The organism is Tianxiuia mixotrophica, assembly GCF_050596425.1.
Taxonomy (GTDB): domain Bacteria; phylum Bacillota; class Clostridia; order Peptostreptococcales; family Acidaminobacteraceae.
On the sequence record NZ_CP192292.1, the window covers coordinates 3,533,518 to 3,552,930 of the forward strand.

Genomic DNA, 19,413 nt, shown 5'->3' on the forward strand with positions numbered 1-19,413 from the left:
TTCCTATTTTATCATAGCTTGTGCCACTCCACCAGATTTCCCCAGTACATTGTTACAATTTGGTGAAGGGATAAGCACTTAAATTAACAACCAAGGACCTGTGTGGTATAATACCTATGTTTAAACTCGGCAAATCCGAGTGAATATATGAAGTTGCTTGGGAGGGTCTTATGAGCACTCAAAACACAGAAAATCAAAACAAAAATTCGTCGAATAAGCCCCGGCGTAAAAAGAAGCGTAAGAAACGAAATGGTTTTTTCACCTTCCTTAAATGGTTTGTACTCATAGGCATTGTTGTTGGCCTTGTTGGAACAGGCGCATTGCTGGCTTACGTAAACAATCTTGTAAGCAACACAGCGGCCATTGATCCATCACGTGTTAATGACTTGCTTGATGAAAACTCCGTGATACTCGATCCAGAGGGCCGGGTTCTCGAAACCATTCAAAAAGACGGACTTCGTACCATTATTAAATATGATGATATCAGTCCATATACGATCAACGCCTTTGTTGCCGTGGAAGATAAGACATTCTTTGAACACAACGGTTTTAACTTTGTTCGTATGGTCGGCGCAGTACGCGATGCAGTATTCAAGGGCAAAAGAGTTCAAGGAACAAGTACCATCACTCAGCAGCTTGCGAGAAACCTTTACCTCTTTGATACAAGAAGTGAACGATCCCTTGACAGAAAGATCAAGGAAGCCTACTATTCCATTGAACTGGAAAACTTCCTTACAAAGGAACAGATCATCGAAACCTATTTAAATACAATTTATTTAGGATCCAATTCTAATGGTGTTGAAGCGGCAGCCCATGCCTACTTCTCAAAAGATGCCAAGGATCTTGATCTTGTTGAATCAGCTATACTGGCAGGTATTCCATCCAGTCCGTATAACTATGCACCTGTTAGAACAATTGAAAAGGTCAATGTGACTGAAGATCATTATATTATTGATGACTCAGATGACCTATACACTATTGTTTACAACCCAGGTGTGGAAAAAAGATATGACACAGTCCTTTATTTAATGAAGGCAAATGGATACATCACAGAATCAGAATACCAAGAGGCAAAATCAGTTGATCTGAAGAAACGTCTCACACCAGGTAAGGAAGCCGGTGGTGAGATCACATCTTACTTCTCTGATATGGTCCTTGATGATGTCATCAGTGATTTAATGGTCGAAAAAGGTTGGACAAAAGATGAAGCCCTGAATGCCCTTTACACTCAAGGTCTAAAAATCTGGTCAACCATTGATTTTGACATGCAGAAAACCCTAGAAAATGCATACAGCAACAGAGATTTTACAACCTACTTTGGTGAACCAACCCACAATGCTGTCAAGCAGTTCCAAAGAGACAATGGTCTAACCGCAGACGGCATCGCTGGAAAAGGCACAATTGCTAAAATTGAAGAACTAGGTCTGGCAAACGCCACACAGTTTTCACTTTCTTCTTATAGAAAAGGCACAGACCACGAAGATGTTGTTATCTTGAAACACGCTATGGATGAACTTGGACTCCTAACGTATAACGATAATTTCCCTAAAGTCACAGTTTATTTTGATGGCAATAAAAACATTATTTCCAAGGAAAGCAAGAGAATCCTTCTCTATAGAAAGGACAATCTTGTCAATACCAAAAATGAACTGGTGATTCCATCTAATAATTACAGATACGATGATCAAGGCAACCTTGTTCTTCTAAAAAACAAGTTCTTTAATATTTATCCAGTTAGACAAAATGGTGAAATCGTCAAAATTAAGGTGGATGTGAAAAACACATATGCCTATGATGAGGACAATCCTGCCAACTCAAGGAACTACAATGGCAGTTACAATGTTATTGACCTCTACCAGTACCAAGGAAGAGATCTGCTTGTTCCTGACGACTACAAGACAATGGATGACAGTGGCAACGCAGTTATTGACAAGGCCATCTTTACAGATCATCCTGATTTCTTTACAAAAGACGGTAACAACAATCTGATTGTATCTGATGAAAACTATGTTATCAGTAACAAAGGTGTCATCCAGCCGCAGTCTGCCATGGTTATTATCGATTACAGAACTGGTGAATTAAAGGCGATCGTTGGCGGTCGAAATGTAACAGGTCAAAAGATTTACAACCGTGCAGTCAATCCTCGACAACCAGGTTCAGCCATTAAACCTATTGGCGTTTACCTGCCAGCCATTGACACCAGACAGTTTACTGCTGCCTCTGTTATTGACGACGTGCCAACATTCCTAAAATACGGCGCGCCAAATGAGCTTTGGCCAATAAACTGGTATGCTAAAGTGAGAAGCTATCAGCCTTACTGGGGACTTCAAACCCTACGTAAAGGCATTGAGTTCTCCCAAAACGTTATCACTGTAAAACTGGCCAATATGCTTGGTGTTGACACATGTATTGAATACCTTGAAAAGCTTGGCATATCAACACTGGTACTAGAAGGCAGTGTGACGGATAAAACCCTCTCTGCTGTTGCCCTTGGTGGTATGGCACGAGGCATCACACCTGTTGATATAACAGAAGCCTTTGGTACGATTGCCAACCAGGGTGTTCGAAATGAAACCATCACCTATACAAAGGTAACAGACAACAGCGGTGAAATCATTATTGAGAAAAAACCAATCAAGTATCAAGTTGTAGACCCTGAATCTGCCTTTATCGTCCAGGATATGATGCGAACGGGTGTCCAGTCTGGTATTGCATCAACTGCCAAGATCAGACCATACAACCAGGGCATTCCCGTTGCAGGTAAAACAGGGACAACATCCAATAAGCTAGATGCTTGGTTCGTAGGCTACACACCATATTACGTCGGTGCCGTTTGGTTTGGTAATGATGTCAACATGCCGCTTGACCAAGGGTCTAAAATCAGTGCACAGTTCTGGAAAAATGTTATGACACAAATTCACGCAGACCTTCCAGACAAAGCATTTGATCCCGCACCAGATACACTAATTAGACGTTCTGTCGATACCATGTCTGGCAAAATGCCAACAGAGCTGTCTATGGCTGACCCTCGTGGCACTGTTATAACAGAATGGTTCATTCCAGGAACAGAACCGCGCGAGCCAGACGATGTCCATGTTAAGGCCGCGGTGTGTACGGAAAGCGGTAAACTTGTAACGGAATACTGCCCGACAACACTCATTGAGGAACGTATTTTTACAAAGCGTACAGAGCCTTACGAGCCCGTACCTAAAACAAACAGCTATGGCAATCCTGTTCTAGATGCAGAAGGCAATCCTGTTTATATTTATCCAGGTGACTGGGAGTATGAGCTCCCAACAGAAACTTGTGATATACACACAGGTGAGTTTATTAATATTGACTTGGGCGCAGCCGTGGATGGATACCTCTATCCCCTATCAACACTTTCAGATGGATCTAAGGTGGTTAACTTCCCATTTGATATCACTCTAAAGGATGATACAACAGTGACGCTTACAGCAGGAACAAAGATTTTATTTGGTGGCATTCTTTCCCTACCAGATGGTCGTGTGATCTACAGCGACGATGTGAAATCAATGGTTCTGCCAGATCCAATACCAGTCAATAATTTTGCACCTAGTACGGAAGATGAAAACGCTCCAGGGGAAATCCAAGACGAGTCGATGGAAGACGATTCATCTAATGAAACAGAGCTAAGTGAATAAACAATTTAAGGCTATGGTTAGCAGTCAGGTCTTATGAAAAATAGAAAAAGCCTGAGCGGTAAACGCTCAGGCTTTTTTATGTTATCATATAATTCGTTTTCATGACGCTATGACCAGCTCAGTCGAATATTCAGTAAAGACCTCAACCACTGAAAACAAGGTCAACAATCTTGCATGTTCTGTCATGGGACAAATCAATAAAACCGCTTTCCACTTCTACAAGAGGCCTAAACTTATCAAACTTATTGGCCATAATCACCTTGCCCTTCATGCCGTTAGAGAGCATGACCTCGCCCCCAACCCAAAATGATGTAATAAATTTGACAAGACGTTCAATAACCTTTGTATCCAGTTCATTGTAGGACATGTTCCATAGCATTTCTGTGGCTTCAAAGAGAGAATATGCCTCTCTGTAAGGTCTTTTGGATATAAGGGCATGGTAGGTGTCTGCGACCGCAACTATGCGTGATAGCTGATTAATCCCTTCCTTGTCCATATTGTAGGGATATCCACTCCCGTTGAGTCTTTCATGGTGGGTGGCAGCAATGTGTATTAATTCTCCGCCAAAACCACCTGAGCGTTCTAACACATCTTGTGTGAAAGCCACATGACTTTGCATGATCATCTGTTCGTCTTCACTTAGAGCACCCTTTTTACTTAATATATCATCTGGCACCAGGGCCTTTCCAAGATCAGACAGATAGGCCGCCTGAGCCATTGTGTATATTTTCTGATGCGGTAGATTCACCCACTTGGCAAGCAGGACGGAAAGCACACACATGCTTGATGTATGTGTCATTTCATAGGGTTCATCACTATTCGTCATCTTAAGCACGGTAAAAATATCATCATATTTATAAAACGTCTGAACAATGTCTTTCACAATATCAAAGACTTCACTTGAGTCTATTGTTCCTCCCAGGGCCACTGTTTCGTACATGGACTTATAATGTTTTACAGCAGCATGAAAAACATTGGTTCGCTTGTCGCTGCGACCTAATAAGCTGGAAGTCTCTTGAACTGAATTGATTGAATCGATGTTTTCCCTCTCAGACACAGAACTCGTCAGTCCCATAGGACTCACATTTGAAAGGGCTGTATCTTCTGGCATTTCAACAAATACAAAATCAATATTCATGGCTTTCAAATTCATAATAAGACCTGTTGTAAGCTCCGTCCCAGCTGCTAAAACCACTGTGTCAAAGCTATTTAGAACATCTTGTACCAAGACCATGCCCGGTTCCAACTCGTTTATCTCTTTTATGACCATATTATCTCCCCCCGGATTTTCATATCGTATCTTATTATATAATAGAACATTGGTTTTATTCAAACGAATCTGACGCCCCCAAAACTTTAGCATCATTTCCCTACTTTTCCCAGAAAAGTGGAAGCCTATACCTTAGCTTTTATCATCCCACAAAAAAATTAAAACCGCTCCAGTTGTGAACAAATCACAATTTGAGCGGTTATATTTTAAATCGTTCAAGTTTTGTTTAAAACTGTATTAAGACAATTTTCGATCTCTTAAATGATCTGTATTAAGAATTATATGCGTTATGAATCAAATCCTAGCCTTCGAACTGAATATCAAGAACTTCTCGACCTTCAATTGCACGCTCTATCAGGGCTTCCACATCAAGAAGGCTCTCAGACTCTTCAATGTCGACAACACGTGGTCTTGTCACAACACGATCTGGTAAGAATACAGTACAGCAGTCCTCAAAAGGCAGAATGGATGTTTCAAAAGTGCCAATTCTCTTAGCCCACTTGATAATATCCACCTTATCCATTGCAATAAGTGGACGAAGCACTGGTAAATCCACTCGGGAATTAGTCACTGTTAGGCCTTGGATGGTTTGACTGGCAACCTGACCAATGCTTTCCCCTGTTACAAGGGCCTGACAATTTGTCTTCTCAGCCAGTTGCTCTGCAATGGCCATCATGAAACGACGAGACAATATTGTCATTTCATCTTCAGGACAGTGCTCATTAATAGCCTGTTGAATTTCTAAAAGATTGACATTGTGAACACGAATCTTTCCAGTGTACTCAGAAACAATACGGGCAAGATCCATAACTTTTTCTTTGGCACGTTCACTTGTAAACGGATAGGAATGGAAGTGAACAGCTTCAATAGCCATACCGCGCTTGGCCATGAGCCAACCTGCCACCGGACTATCTATACCACCAGATAGTAATAGCATTCCACGACCTGCACATCCATAAGGCATACCTGAGAAACCTGGTATCACTCTACAGTAGACGTAAGTCTGATTTCTAACTTCCACATTCAATGTGAACTCAGGTGTGTGAACATCCACGTGAATTTCATCAATTGACTGATTAATAAATCCGCCAACAATTTTACTGATTTCTGGTGATTTAAACTGAAATCCCTTGTTGGATCTTCTAGATTCCACTTTAAAGCTCTCATAGTCATGATCTTCAAGAAGGGCTTTGACTTCATCAAGAGCCGCCTCTTTAATCAGCTCTATATCATTTTCAACCTTAATCGCTGGTGAAACAGACACAACACCAAAGACCTTAGTAACCCTTTCAATAACTTCTTCAGAATCCTCTTCATGGTGCTCTACAAACAGTCTCCCGTGTTGCTTTGAAACAATAACATCATCCATGCCCTTTAAAACCAGTTTAATATTGCTAAAAAGCTTATTTTCAAAATATGAACGGTTACGCCCCTTTAAGGCGATCTCTCCGTATCTTACTATCAAATATTTTGTCATAATTATCTCCCTTTTATTATCTTCTCAAGTGACTTCACCGAATTTACAATCGTATCCACCGCATACTTCACTTGATCCTCTGTAATATCGGCATTGAAACTAAATCGAATGGCACCTTCCATTTGAGCTTCGCTCAGGCCCATGGCCCTTAATACATGGGAATAGCTTTTATTCTTAGACGAACAAGCTGACCCTGTTGATACATATATACCCTTCGATTCTAAATCATGAAGCAGAACTTCACCCCGCATGCCCACAAAAGAAATGTTAACAACATGAGGTGCAAAATTTTCATTTATAAGGCCATTGAGTTTCAAGGTATCCAGCCTATCACTCAACTGATTATAGAAGTTTTCTTTAAGGGACAGCAACCTGGCAGTATCGCTTGCAAAATTGTCAAGAAGAATATCGCAAGCCGCGCCCAGTCCAACATGGCCAGGTACATTTTCTGTTCCTGGACGAATGCCCTTTTGCTGAGACCCACCAACCTGTCGTGGTCTTATTTTTGTACCTTCTTTGATAAACAAGGCACCTGATCCTTTGGGACCATGAATCTTATGTCCACTAATCGTATAAAGATCGACACCAAGACGCTTTATAGCAACCTTGATCTTTCCCAAGGCTTGAACGCCATCAGAGTGAAGCATTGGTTTACGTTTAAGCTTTTTCAGTGCCTTTGCGACCTCGCTAACCGGCTGAATGGCTCCTGTTTCATTGTTCACATGCATAATGGAAATCAATGTGGTGTCATTACGAACCGCTTCTAACACTTTATCCGCTGATATAATTCCCTCTGCATTTGGCTCAATATATGTCACATCAAATCCATCCTCTTCTAAAGCCTTAAATGCATTTAGAACAGATGGATGCTCAATACTTGTTGTAATAAGATGGTTGCCAGTTTTTTTATGCGCCTGTGCTATGCCCATAACAGCCAAATTGTTGGCTTCTGTGCCACCAGAAGTGAAAATAATATCCTTTTCACTTGCCCCTATGGCTTTTGCAACAGACCGTTTCGCAGCCTTCAGTAACTTTTCACTTTGAACCCCCATGGAATGCATGGATGATGGGTTTCCATAGTTATGTGTAAGCGCATCTACAACGGCCTTAACAACCTCTGGATAAGCTGCTGTGGTTGCACTATTGTCTAAATATACTTGCACCAAAATCACTCCCTGTCAAACATTCTTACTTATTGTATATTACATGGTTTTCTTTGTAAAGCACATGAAAAAGGGCACCCTTTGGTACCCGAAATTCAAATAAAAATTATGAGATTTGCAAGTCCAGTCTTTTACAATCTCTACAGTCTATATTCCAAAGCAAAACAGCTTAATACCAATCTAGCTTGACTTGTCAACCGTATCTACAATCCTGTAAGATTGGTCTGATGATAAATCCAAGAACTCATTGTCTACCTTAATGAGGGGCTTAAATTTATCGTATGGATTAACAAGGATAATTTCGCCAATACGCCCATCTGATAATAGAACCTGTCGTCCCACAAAATAGGCTGTAATATATTTAACCAGCCTCTCTGAAACATTTGGATCCAGTTCATTATAGGCTAAATTCCATAATATCTCTGTGGCTTCAAAAATCGTATAGGCCTCTCTGTATGGCCTTTCAGATATGAGCGCATGGAAGGTGTCGGAAACAGCTATGATTCTAGCCCCCAAATGAATATCCTCATCCTTTTTGCTTGAAGGATAGCCTGATCCATTCATTCTTTCATGATGGGTCGCAACCATCTTGATCACATCATCATCAAAAGTACCAGAAAACTCAAGGATGTTCTTGGAATAGTCCACATGCCGCTTGGCCTGAACAGACTCAAACTCATTTAACTCTTCCCGTTTCGTAAGAATATTTTGTGAAACCTTGGCCTTTCCAATATCACATAAAAAAGCAGCCATAGCCAACTTATAAATATATTGATGGTCTAACTTAAGCCATTTTCCAATAAGAACAGATAGAATACAGACACTTGTCCCATGAACATATTCATATTCATCTTCCGACTCTATTCTATGAAGGACCCTGAGCACATCATCATGCTTAAAGAATTCCATGACGAGTTCACAAACAATTTGATAGACTTCGTTATAAAAAATAGGCTTGCCATCTCTTGCGCCCTTATAAATCTTTTTATAGTATTTTACAGATCTTTTAAAGACATCCTTCTGCCTTTTTTCTGTAACCACTAGAACATCTGGAACCACCTTAACAGTTGAAACTGGTAGCTTCGTTGCTTTCTTGGGTTCATCTACAAAAACATAATCCACATCAAACTGCTGTAATGTGACAATATGTGTGTCCGTTAGTTTTACACCTTCAGCTATTATGACAGAATCGTATTTATTCATTACATCTTGTGCAACTATCAGGCCAGGAATGAGTTCATCTACCGTCATCATTCGCATTCTGTTTCACCGTCTTTCACTGCATTCATTTCGTCAAAATTAACATATTTAGATATTAAAGCTGTAATAACAAAGGCCACAACCAGTCTGATACCTAAAAGCATCCATCCATTGGCGCCCACCGGTACAAATAGAAGGGTATCTTCAATCACCGCATGGCAACATGCCAAAAACATGGAAACGAGAATCAGGCTCTTTTGATCCATTTCACCTTCATTGGCAGACTGAATTATAACACCGGCGCCATAGGCCAGACCAAATATAAGTCCAATCGCCAGAGGCAGTGCACTCGACTCATTAATACCCAGAGCTTTTGTTAGGGGTCTTGTCCAACGACTCAGAACTTCTAGCAGGTTCATATCTCTTGCAATCTCTAAAAAGATCATAAGCGGAACCACAATTAGAGCAATGCCGAAAACACTGGAGAGACCTCCTGATAAACCTTCTTTTAATATATCTATAAAATTCATATCAAAAAAATCCATAGCGCCCTCCTACAATATAATGTTAATGATTAGACCGCCGACAACAGCAAGGAGTATTCTAAATCCCACTATAAGTTTAGCGCTCACCCCAACCCGCGTTGAAACTGCTGTCTCAACAAGCAAATTATGAGCAAAGGAAATCATAACAGCCAGTATTGTTATTTGCTTGGTTGTTAAGGCCAATGACATCATGGCCCCAATGGCGGCATAGATATTTATTAAACCTCCAAGAACGAGAACTATAGCAGCTTCTCCAGGCAACCCCACCAGCTGCATTAGTGGTTTAAAAACCACGGCCACATAGTTTAGCACAGGCGTATGCTTTAGTATTGTTACTATTAAATATATTGGAATAATGACTTTTGAAAGAATCCATACGGTTTCCAGACCCTTTCTTACCCCTCGTTTTAACGTATCTGTCGTTACCACCTGATGTACCCCCTTTGTGTCTATGATGGATATAGTCATTTTCATATGTCAGTCTTTGCTTTATACTTAGGTAAGAAGGAGGCTGACAAGTGAAAAAAATCCAATCCATAGTGCTCGAAAACTTTAAATATCCCGAAATCTTAAAACCTTTTATTCCTGTTGATGACTTCATACTTTTTGATATCGAAACAACTGGTCTTAGCCATTCAAAAAGTCACGTCATCCTTATTGGTTACATTATATATGATGGAACAAACTTTGTACTGACTCAATTGTTCTGTGAAAACAGAAATGAAGAGAAAGAACTTCTATTGGCCTTTCAAAAGGCCCTCATGAGCAAGAAATATTATATCACATATAATGGTCGAGCTTTTGATCTTCCTTACACCAACAGTCGTTTCAATCACTTATCCATCGATTATATGATGCCCAAGTCAAACAACCTTGATATCATGCGTCTAGTTAAGCATAATAAAGACTATTTCAATTTTCAAGATTTTAAATTGAAAACAGTGGAAAAATTTCTTGGCATTGAACGTGAAGACACAATAAGTGGCAAGGAAAGTGTTGAACTCTATGAACTTTATGAAAAAACAAAAGATCCTGATTTAGAAAAGAAAATTCTCTTACACAATTATGAAGATATTCTCTATCTCATGGAGTGTTTATCTATTGTGAATCATGTCCACCCCGATACACTTTATATGGAATGTCCATTGAGTATTTCTACGCAAAAAGGCCATCTGTATATAAAAGATATGACAGTCAAAGGAGACAAACTTTCTGTATTCTTCTATGCCCCAGAATTCGCTTCACAGGACTATTATGACTATCATAGTATCATTACCTGGGCTTATGATCACAAAGAGCTCACGCTAGAAATCACATGCCCGCTATTCACTCTAGATGTCAATGGTGATGCCTTTCAATTCGTAGATGTTGATTTGCTTGAATTAGAAAATCAGAGTTTTAATCAACTGCCTTACGCGGTGAAAACATCCTATCTCATGACCCACACAAAAAAATCCTCTTCAAGAACATATATTTATTTATGAAGCGTTTACTTCATGATCATATGCTATGATTTAGCTTCATTTAGCATAACATATAAAATTCATAAGAGGCATTGTTAATACGACAAAAGACAGTTTTATGAACTGTCTTTTTTTCATTCATTTTACATCATTCATTTTACGTCGTTGCTTTAACGCTTCTGACAAACCAATGCAATTAAATATGGACATGAAAAAACCATCCTTAATTGGATGGCCTACGTTCGGTTGGTGCCCAGAGGCGGAATCGAACCACCGACACGGGGATTTTCAGTCCCCTGCTCTACCGACTGAGCTATCTGGGCAAATATTGTTTGGTGGGCATAGGTGGATTCGAACCACCGACCTCACGCTTATCAGGCGTGCGCTCTAACCAACTGAGCTATACGCCCACTTGTTTACAGTGGATAATGGTCGGGGTGGCAGGATTTGAACCCGCGACCCTCTGGTCCCAAACCAGATGCGCTACCAAACTGCGCTACACCCCGATATGGAGTAAAACAGTTCTTACAAAATAAAAATGGCAGGGGTGAAAGGACTTGAACCCTCGGCACGCGGTTTTGGAGACCGCTGCTCTACCAACTGAGCTACACCCCTACATCTAAAACAAAACATATTCAAATCTGGTGGGCCTTCAGGGATTCGAACCCCGGACCGTCCGGTTATGAGCCGGAAGCTCTAACCAACTGAGCTAAAGGCCCCAATAGGGAATTCTTTAATAGATGGCGGAGAAGGAGGGATTTGAACCCTCGCGACGCGTAAACGCCCTACTCCCTTAGCAGGGGAGCCTCTTCAGCCACTTGAGTACTTCTCCGTCTATTGGCGGAGAGGGTGGGATTCGAACCCACGTGGGCTTTCACCCTAACGGTTTTCAAGACCGCCCCGTTATGACCACTTCGGTACCTCTCCTAGTATGGTGACCCATCTGCGACTCGAACGCAGGACACCCTGATTAAAAGTCAGGTGCTCTACCGACTGAGCTAATGGGTCATGTTGGCTGGGGATACAGGACTCGAACCTGTGGATGACGGAGTCAAAGTCCGCTGCCTTACCGACTTGGCTAATCCCCAAAATCTGGTGGTGGGAGAAGGATTCGAACCTTCGAAGACTCAGTCAACGGATTTACAGTCCGCCCCCTTTGGCCACTCGGGAACCCCACCATTTATATTCAAATACACTCGCATTTCTTCGCCTTTCATCCTTCTTCAGTCAGTTGCGTACCTTTGTACGCGTCCTTCTTCATCAGGCTGACGCCTTGATCTGCTTGTGTTTTTAAATCTAAATTAATTCATTTGTTTATTAGTTCAATATGTACTATAAACTTTAAAACCTTAGTGTTTCATCACCATTTAAATTAAATGGAGCCGGTGATGGGACTCGAACCCGCGACCTACTGATTACAAGTCAGTTGCTCTACCAATTGAGCTACACCGGCCCATAAAATGGCGACCCAGAAGAGACTCGAACTCTCGACCTCCAGCGTGACAGGCTGGCGTTCTAACCAACTGAACTACTGGGCCATAATGGTGGGAGTAATAGGGCTCGAACCTATGACCCTCTGCTTGTAAGGCAGATGCTCTCCCAGCTGAGCTATACTCCCATTTTATAATTAAATATGCTAAGCATTTTTAATTCAAAATCATCATTTACTACTGGAATTTCTTTATTCATTTTCTTTTAAGAAAATAAGTGGTGACCCCTAGGGGATTCGAACCCCTGTTACCGCCGTGAAAGGGCGGTGTCTTAACCACTTGACCAAGGGGCCATGTTAAGTAAATGGTAGCGGCGAGTGGACTCGAACCACCGACCTTTCGGGTATGAACCGAACGCTCTAGCCAACTAAGCTACGCCGCCAAATATAAGTAGAACTGAAAATTTCTCCACCTCTACAAGTTGTACTGTTTTAATGGTTGCGGGGACAGGATTCGAACCTGTGACCTCCGGGTTATGAGCCCGACGAGCTGCCAGCTGCTCCACCCCGCGTCATATATGTGTTGTTAAATTGGCTCCAAGGGTGGGACTCGAACCCACAGCCTACCGGTTAACAGCCGGTTGCTCCACCATTGAGCTACCTTGGAACATTGGCTCAATCCCCACTTAAGGCAGGAAGCACATCGCGCTTTAGCGATAAGTGTTAAATGAAACCGGCGACGACCTACTCTCCCAGGCGGCTGCCCGCCAAGTACCATCGGCGCTGAGGAGCTTAACTGCTGTGTTCGGAATGGGAACAGGTGTGGCCTCCTCGCCATCATCACCGGATTTCATTGTTTCAATCTGTCTCAGAATTCGGTAGAACTCTTAACGACAAGATTAATTTTAGCAGAACCACTTTAGTTTGTCAATGCTTTTTTGAGATTTTCTTGCTTTTTTAAAGCATTTTTACAAATCATCAAAGCATTAGAAAGTTCAGATAATTCTGCCAAGATATGAGCTTTTTCATACCTTCAAAACTGCACATGATAATATTTTAGAAGATTTGTTTCACTAGGAATGACTCAAAATCTATATTGGTCAAGTCCTCGACCTATTAGTATCCATCAGCTGAGTACATTGCTGCACTTACACCTTGGACCTATCAACCTGTTAGTCTATCAGGGGTCTTACTCCATAAAGGATGGGAAATCTTATCTTGAGGGGGGCTTCGCGCTTAGATGCCTTCAGCGCTTATCCCGTCCATACGTAGCTACTCTGCAGTGCTCCTGGCGGAACAACAGATACACCAGAGGTATGTCCATCCCGGTCCTCTCGTACTAAGGACAGCTCCTCTCAAATTTCCTGCGCCCACAGCGGATAGGGACCGAACTGTCTCACGACGTTCTGAACCCAGCTCGCGTGCCTCTTTAATGGGCGAACAGCCCAACCCTTGGGACCGACTACAGCCCCAGGATGAGACGAGCCGACATCGAGGTGCCAAACCTCCCCGTCGATGTGGACTCTTGGGGGAGATAAGCCTGTTATCCCCGGGGTAGCTTTTATCCGTTGAGCGACGGCCCTTCCATTCGGTACCGCCGGATCACTAAGTCCGACTTTCGTCCCTGCTCGACCTGTATGTCTCGCAGTCAAGCTCCCTTTTGCCTTTGCACTCTTCGCGCGATTTCCAACCGCACTGAGGGAACCTTTGAGCGCCTCCGTTACTTTTTAGGAGGCGACCGCCCCAGTCAAACTGCCCACCTGACATTGTCCCGACGCTGGATAACAGCGCACGGTTAGGACACTGATATAGCAAGAGTGGTATCCCAACGGTGACTCCATACACACTAGCGTGCATACTTCTTAGTCTCCCACCTATCCTGTACATGCTATACCAAAATCCAGTGCCAAGCTACAGTAAAGCTCCACGGGGTCTTTCCGTCCTGCTGCGGGTAACCGGCATCTTTACCGGTACTACAATTTCACCGAGTCCATTGTTGAGACAGTGCCCAAATCATTACGCCTTTCGTGCGGGTCGGAACTTACCCGACAAGGAATTTCGCTACCTTAGGACCGTTATAGTTACGGCCGCCGTTTACTGGGGCTTCGATTCAAAGCTTCGCTTACGCTAACCTCTCCTCATAACCTTCCAGCACCGGGCAGGCGTCAGCCCCTATACATCGTCTTTCGACTTAGCAGAGACCTGTGTTTTTGGTAAACAGTTGCTTGGGCCTGTTCTCTGCGGCCGCTTCGGGCGTTAACCCTAATGCGGCACCCCTTCTCCCGAAGTTACGGGGTCATTTTGCCGAGTTCCTTAACAATGGTTATCTCGCTCGCCTTAGTATTCTCTACTCTCCTACCTGTGTCGGTTTACGGTACAGGCACCTAGGTCTCGATAGAAGCTTTTCTTGAAGGACTCTCCAACGACTTCGCTACTTATTTTTCGCTCCCCATCACGCCTTGCAATTAAACCAGCGGATTTGCCTACCGGTTCTCACTTGACGCTTGGACGCACATCCATCGGTGCGATCGTTTTGCATTCCCTGTCACTCCGTCTCTCAGACGACTTTCGGTGGTACTGGAATCTTAACCAGTTGTCCATCGCCTACGACTTTCGTCCTCGGCTTAGGTCCTGACTAACCCTGGGCGGACGAACCTTCCCCAGGAAACCTTAGGTTTTCGGCGGGCAGGATTCTCACCTGCCTCTCGCTACTCATGCCAACATTCTCTCTTGTATACAGTCCACCACTCCTTACGGTATAGCTTCTGCCCGTATACAATGCTCCCCTACCCAACGTCTAAACGTTGCCGTAGCTTCGGTGCCAAGTTTGAGCCCCGGTAATTTTCGGCGCAGGGTCACTCGACTAGTGAGCTATTACGCACTCTTTAAATGAATGGCTGCTTCTAAGCCAACATCCTAGTTGTCTAAGCAACCCCACATCCTTTCCCACTTAACTTGGACTTTGGGACCTTAGCTGACGGTCTGGGCTGTTTCCCTCTCGACCATGAATCTTATCATACATAGTCTGACTCCTGATTATATGACTGCGGCATTCGGAGTTTGATAGTCTTCGGTAGGCGGTGAAGCCCCCTAGGACAGTCAGTGCTCTACCTCCGCGTCACTCACATCAAGGCTAGCCCTAAAGCTATTTCGGGGAGAACCAGCTATCTCCGAGTTCGATTGGAATTTCTCCGCTATCCACAAGTCATCCCAACCTTTTTCAACAGATATGGGTTCGGGCCTCCACTGAATTTTACTTCAGCTTCACCCTGCTCATGGATAGGTCACCCGGTTTCGGGTCTACGCCATACAACTATACGCCCTCTTCAGACTCGCTTTCGCTACGGCTTCAGTGCTGAACACCTTAACCTTGCTATATAACGTAACTCGTTGGCCCGTTCTACAAAAAGTACGCCGTCGAACATATAAAGTTCTTCGACTGCTTGTAAACATAGGGTTTCAGGTTCTTTTTCACTCCCCGACAGGGGTTCTTTTCACCTTTCCCTCACGGTACTATGCGCTATCGGTCACTAAGGAGTATTTAGGCTTGGGAGATGGTCCTCCCGGCTTCCCACAAGGTTTCACGTGCCCCGTGGTACTCTGGTGCGCATCGTGGGCCTTCTTCTTTCGTCTACAGGACTGTCACCTTCTTCGGTGGGTCTTTCCAAACCTCTTCGACTAGAATACCGCCATCACTTATGATGCGTCCACAACCCCAGAAACCGTAGTCTCTGGTTTGGCCTGCTTCCCGTTCGCTCGCCGCTACTTAGGAAATCACTTTTGTTTTCTTCTCCTTCGGGTACTTAGATGTTTCAGTTCCCCGAGTCTCCCTCCGTACACCTATGTATTCAGTGCACGGTGACTACCTATTACAGTAGCCGGGTTTCCCCATTCGGACATTCCTGGATCAACGCTCGCTTGCAGCTCCCCAAGACTTTTCGCAGCTTACCACGTCCTTCATCGGCTCTTAGTGCCAAGGCATCCACCCTATGCTCTTATTAACTTGACCAATTTTTAATCGCACATGCATCTTCCTGCTCTTCGTTGCTGGTCATCGCTCAGTCAGTTGCGTATGTTATACGCGCCTTTCTTCACTCTGCCCGCACCTCGATCAGAAAGCGCCTGAGCGCTTAATAACTGTTCTCTTGATATTAATCAATGAGTAATTATTCGAGTTTGAGTTTTGTTTACCTCAGTGAAACTGTATCTTCCCTTAATTCTCAAAACTTAGTTTTAATTATCTTGGTTTGATACGTTTTCGTCTTCTAATTTATTTCATATGCAGTTTTCAAGGTTCGAAATTTGCTCAGAGAAACTCTAGTCTCTCAAAATTAAACAGTATAGATATACGTTCTCCTTAGAAAGGAGGTGATCCAGCCGCACCTTCCGATACGGCTACCTTGTTACGACTTCACCCTAGTCACTGATTTCACCTTCGACCGCTTCCTCCCACAAGGGGTTGGATCACGGGCTTCGGGCGCCCCCAGCTTCCATGGTGTGACGGGCGGTGTGTACAAGACCCGGGAACGCATTCACCGCGGCATTCTGATCCACGATTACTAGCAACTCCAACTTCATGCAGGCGAGTTGCAGCCTGCAATCCGAACTGAGATCGGCTTTATAGGATTTGCTCCAGGTCACCCCTTCGCTGCCCGTTGTACCGACCATTGTAGCACGTGTGTAGCCCAGATCATAAGGGGCATGATGATTTGACGTCATCCCCACCTTCCTCCGTGTTGTCCACGGCAGTCTCTTTAGAGTGCCCAGCTTAACCTGATGGCAACTAAAAATAAGGGTTGCGCTCGTTGCGGGACTTAACCCAACATCTCACGACACGAGCTGACGACAACCATGCACCACCTGTATCAGATGTCCCGAAGGAAAGGTCCGGCTAAGGACCGGTCATCTGTATGTCAAGACCTGGTAAGGTTCTTCGCGTTGCTTCGAATTAAACCACATGCTCCGCTGCTTGTGCGGGTCCCCGTCAATTCCTTTGAGTTTCACACTTGCGTGCGTACTCCCCAGGCGGAATACTTAATGCGTTAGCTGCGGCACCTAGGTTCGACCCCAGACACCTAGTATTCATCGTTTACGGCGTGGACTACCAGGGTATCTAATCCTGTTCGCTCCCCACGCTTTCGAGCCTCAGCGTCAGTTACAGTCCAGTAAGTCGCCTTCGCCACTGGTGTTCCTCCTAATATCTACGCATTTCACCGCTACACTAGGAATTCCACTTACCTCTCCTGCACTCAAGTCAAACAGTTTCAAAGGCTTACATCGGTTGAGCCGATGCCTTTCACCCCTGACTTGCTTGACCGCCTACACTCCCTTTACGCCCAGTGATTCCGGATAACGCTTGCCCCCTACGTATTACCGCGGCTGCTGGCACGTAGTTAGCCGGGGCTTATTCCTTGGATACCGTCAAATTTTCTTCTCCAAGAAAAGAACTTTACAACCCGAAGGCCTTCATCGTTCACGCGGCGTTGCTGCATCAGGCTTTCGCCCATTGTGCAATATTCCCCACTGCTGCCTCCCGTAGGAGTCTGGACCGTGTCTCAGTTCCAGTGTGGCCGATCACCCTCTCAGGTCGGCTACTGATCGTCGCCTTGGTAAGCCGTTACCTTACCAACTAGCTAATCAGACGCGGGCCCATCCTGTACCACCAGAGTTTTTACCCCTGTGCTATGCAGCACTGTGGTCTTATGAGGTATTAATCACCGTTTCCAGTGGCTATCCCTCTGTACAGGGCAGGTTGCCCACGCGTTACTCACCCGTCCGCCGCTTTCCACTCCATCCGTCACCCGAAGGATCCGTCAAAAGCTTCTCGCTCGACTTGCATGTGTTAAGCACGCCGCCAGCGTTCATCCTGAGCCAGGATCAAACTCTTTGAAAAAATGTTTCAAATTGTTTTGTCCGTCTCAGATATGCTGACTAATTATTGTTATCATTATATCCGTTTCGAATCAATTGTTTTGCATCTAGACCTTGTCTTGATGCGGTAAAGAATTGAACGTGTTATAATTCTATACTGTTTAATTTTCAAAGACCAAATGTTTCCTTTTTTGTTAGCCGCTCTTGTTGTCAGCGACTTAATCATCTTAACATTTCATCGTGTCGTTTGTCAAGAAGTTTTTTCAACTTTCTTTTCAGTTGCGTGCTCTGCGTGATCTCTCTCGAGTCGTTCGCACCAGCTCGTGACGACTTAGTTATAGTAACACTTAAAGCGTATAAGTGTCAACAGAAAATCTAGGTTTTTTTCCGGATAGATTAAAGTAAAACTGTTTTAAGTTTTCTGACATCATCTTTCTTCATTAAAGAGTGCCATCCTGGGTCATTTTCCAGTTCCTTTTTTTCCAGTTTAATATACAAATAAAGCGTCATTCACCGAGCCAATAAAGGCTCTGCCCTGCTTCTTTGACCAATATATATGTTCGGAAGACCTTGTTTTAGCCGATTATTTTGTCTGAATCCCCTTCCTTTTTAATGCTTGCCCTTCGTCTCAATGCCTAAAATAGATCTGTAGATCTCTTTTTTACTAATGCGATTTACATAAAAATATCATCCAGAGTGTTTTAATACACTAAAAAGATCTTCTTATGAACAGAAAAAGAACTGGACTGTAGACAACTACATACCCAGTTCTTTTTTAAATCAACATTATTTCCATAAAATTTAGAGTGTTTTTATGCCAGTGTTTCAACACGAGACAAGAAGTAATCCTTGTTTTGAATTTCATAAATACCATACTTGAAATGGTAACGTTTCGTAGCAAGAACTTCTTCACCGTTTCTTTCAAACAGATACCCTCTGCCATATGCCTGCACAAATGTCCATCCCATCTGGTCCATCTTGTCAAAGAATACATCATCTGATGTATCTTTTCTAACAATATACATTAAGGATTTTTGAGACACACTGGCAATATCTTTTTTGTCTTTTTCAAGCTTGAACACACCCACAAGCAAATCTAAGAGTTTGAGTTCATAATAGACCTTAAGAATTATCGCCACCGACATTAGAACCAGTGCAATTCTGAGTATTCTCTTCACGTTCCTAGAATCATTACAACACATACCAATCACCTCCATGATTCTTCTCTAAAGAATACATTCTATACACCTCTTGCATTTCCTTCATTTTTTTATACCTTAGGTGCAAAAGAGCGTGTTACATATATACCTCTTTGGCACACATATAACAC

9 protein-coding genes, 17 tRNA genes and 3 rRNA genes are annotated in these 19,413 nt (G+C 43.3%); 2 read left to right on the top strand and 27 right to left on the bottom strand.

The window, feature by feature from the left end; all coding sequences use genetic code 11:
• Positions 1–170 precede the first annotated feature (170 nt).
• Positions 171–3,665 (top strand): transglycosylase domain-containing protein, encoded by a 3,495-nt coding sequence (locus ACQ4KW_RS15620; RefSeq protein ID WP_430883416.1) that lies wholly within the window; start codon positions 171–173, stop codon positions 3,663–3,665.
• A gap of 142 nt (positions 3,666–3,807) precedes the next feature.
• Here the strand turns inward: ACQ4KW_RS15620 and ACQ4KW_RS15625 are convergent, their stop codons facing one another.
• The 6 genes from ACQ4KW_RS15625 to ACQ4KW_RS15650 form a co-directional block, all read right to left on the bottom strand.
• Positions 3,808–4,935, bottom strand: coding sequence for an HD-GYP domain-containing protein (locus tag ACQ4KW_RS15625; RefSeq protein WP_430883417.1), 1,128 nt, complete (start codon positions 4,933–4,935; stop codon positions 3,808–3,810).
• Positions 4,936–5,236: 301 nt separating this feature from the next.
• Entirely contained in the window at positions 5,237–6,412 is a 1,176-nt protein-coding gene (thiI, locus tag ACQ4KW_RS15630) for a tRNA uracil 4-sulfurtransferase ThiI (RefSeq protein WP_430883418.1), read from the bottom strand.
• 2 nt (positions 6,413–6,414) lie between these two features.
• Positions 6,415–7,575, bottom strand: coding sequence for a cysteine desulfurase family protein (locus tag ACQ4KW_RS15635; RefSeq protein WP_430883419.1), 1,161 nt, complete (start codon positions 7,573–7,575; stop codon positions 6,415–6,417).
• 180 nt (positions 7,576–7,755) lie between these two features.
• Positions 7,756–8,835: an HD-GYP domain-containing protein gene (locus ACQ4KW_RS15640; protein ID WP_430883420.1), complete on the bottom strand. Its 1,080-nt coding sequence runs from the start codon at positions 8,833–8,835 to the stop codon at positions 7,756–7,758.
• Positions 8,826–9,320: a nucleoside recognition domain-containing protein gene (locus ACQ4KW_RS15645; RefSeq protein ID WP_430883421.1), complete on the bottom strand. Its 495-nt coding sequence runs from the start codon at positions 9,318–9,320 to the stop codon at positions 8,826–8,828. The genes ACQ4KW_RS15640 and ACQ4KW_RS15645 overlap by 10 nt, the downstream gene beginning before the upstream one ends.
• Before the next feature lie 9 nt (positions 9,321–9,329).
• Positions 9,330–9,749 (bottom strand): nucleoside recognition domain-containing protein, encoded by a 420-nt coding sequence (locus ACQ4KW_RS15650; RefSeq protein WP_430883422.1) that lies wholly within the window; start codon positions 9,747–9,749, stop codon positions 9,330–9,332.
• Positions 9,750–9,838: 89 nt separating this feature from the next.
• Here ACQ4KW_RS15650 and ACQ4KW_RS15655 point away from each other — a divergent pair, with 89 nt between their 5' ends.
• A complete protein-coding gene (locus tag ACQ4KW_RS15655) occupies positions 9,839–10,804 on the top strand; it encodes a ribonuclease H-like domain-containing protein (protein ID WP_430883423.1) in 966 nt (321 codons plus the stop codon).
• Between the two features lie 226 nt (positions 10,805–11,030).
• On the opposite strand, the gene ACQ4KW_RS15660 is transcribed toward ACQ4KW_RS15655, so the two are convergent.
• The 21 genes from ACQ4KW_RS15660 to ACQ4KW_RS15760 form a co-directional block, all read right to left on the bottom strand.
• Positions 11,031–11,106 (bottom strand) — tRNA-Phe (locus ACQ4KW_RS15660).
• 10 nt (positions 11,107–11,116) lie between these two features.
• A tRNA-Ile gene (locus tag ACQ4KW_RS15665) sits at positions 11,117–11,193 on the bottom strand.
• Between the two features lie 19 nt (positions 11,194–11,212).
• Positions 11,213–11,289, bottom strand: a tRNA-Pro gene (locus ACQ4KW_RS15670).
• A gap of 33 nt (positions 11,290–11,322) precedes the next feature.
• A tRNA-Trp gene (locus ACQ4KW_RS15675) sits at positions 11,323–11,398 on the bottom strand.
• A 27-nt stretch (positions 11,399–11,425) separates the two neighbouring features.
• Positions 11,426–11,502 (bottom strand) — tRNA-Ile (locus ACQ4KW_RS15680).
• A gap of 22 nt (positions 11,503–11,524) precedes the next feature.
• A tRNA-Ser gene (locus ACQ4KW_RS15685) sits at positions 11,525–11,615 on the bottom strand.
• Between the two features lie 6 nt (positions 11,616–11,621).
• Positions 11,622–11,710, bottom strand: a tRNA-Ser gene (locus ACQ4KW_RS15690).
• 5 nt (positions 11,711–11,715) lie between these two features.
• Positions 11,716–11,791 (bottom strand) — tRNA-Lys (locus tag ACQ4KW_RS15695).
• Between the two features lie 4 nt (positions 11,792–11,795).
• Positions 11,796–11,871: transfer RNA gene (locus tag ACQ4KW_RS15700), tRNA-Gln, on the bottom strand.
• A 5-nt stretch (positions 11,872–11,876) separates the two neighbouring features.
• Positions 11,877–11,961 (bottom strand) — tRNA-Tyr (locus tag ACQ4KW_RS15705).
• A 199-nt stretch (positions 11,962–12,160) separates the two neighbouring features.
• Positions 12,161–12,236: transfer RNA gene (locus ACQ4KW_RS15710), tRNA-Thr, on the bottom strand.
• Between the two features lie 8 nt (positions 12,237–12,244).
• Positions 12,245–12,321 (bottom strand) — tRNA-Asp (locus ACQ4KW_RS15715).
• Between the two features lie 4 nt (positions 12,322–12,325).
• Positions 12,326–12,401: transfer RNA gene (locus tag ACQ4KW_RS15720), tRNA-Val, on the bottom strand.
• Positions 12,402–12,491: 90 nt separating this feature from the next.
• Positions 12,492–12,566: transfer RNA gene (locus ACQ4KW_RS15725), tRNA-Glu, on the bottom strand.
• A gap of 12 nt (positions 12,567–12,578) precedes the next feature.
• A tRNA-Met gene (locus ACQ4KW_RS15730) sits at positions 12,579–12,655 on the bottom strand.
• Between the two features lie 53 nt (positions 12,656–12,708).
• A tRNA-Met gene (locus ACQ4KW_RS15735) sits at positions 12,709–12,784 on the bottom strand.
• A gap of 20 nt (positions 12,785–12,804) precedes the next feature.
• A tRNA-Asn gene (locus ACQ4KW_RS15740) sits at positions 12,805–12,879 on the bottom strand.
• Positions 12,880–12,943: 64 nt separating this feature from the next.
• Positions 12,944–13,060, bottom strand: a 5S ribosomal RNA gene (gene rrf / locus ACQ4KW_RS15745).
• A 248-nt stretch (positions 13,061–13,308) separates the two neighbouring features.
• A 23S ribosomal RNA gene (locus tag ACQ4KW_RS15750) occupies positions 13,309–16,221 on the bottom strand.
• Between the two features lie 352 nt (positions 16,222–16,573).
• A 16S ribosomal RNA gene (locus ACQ4KW_RS15755) occupies positions 16,574–18,105 on the bottom strand.
• The 16S, 23S and 5S rRNA genes sit together here with 17 tRNA genes alongside, the layout of an rRNA operon.
• A gap of 790 nt (positions 18,106–18,895) precedes the next feature.
• A complete protein-coding gene (locus ACQ4KW_RS15760; protein WP_430883424.1) occupies positions 18,896–19,261 on the bottom strand; it encodes a hypothetical protein in 366 nt (121 codons plus the stop codon).
• Between the last annotated feature and the right edge of the window lie 152 nt (positions 19,262–19,413).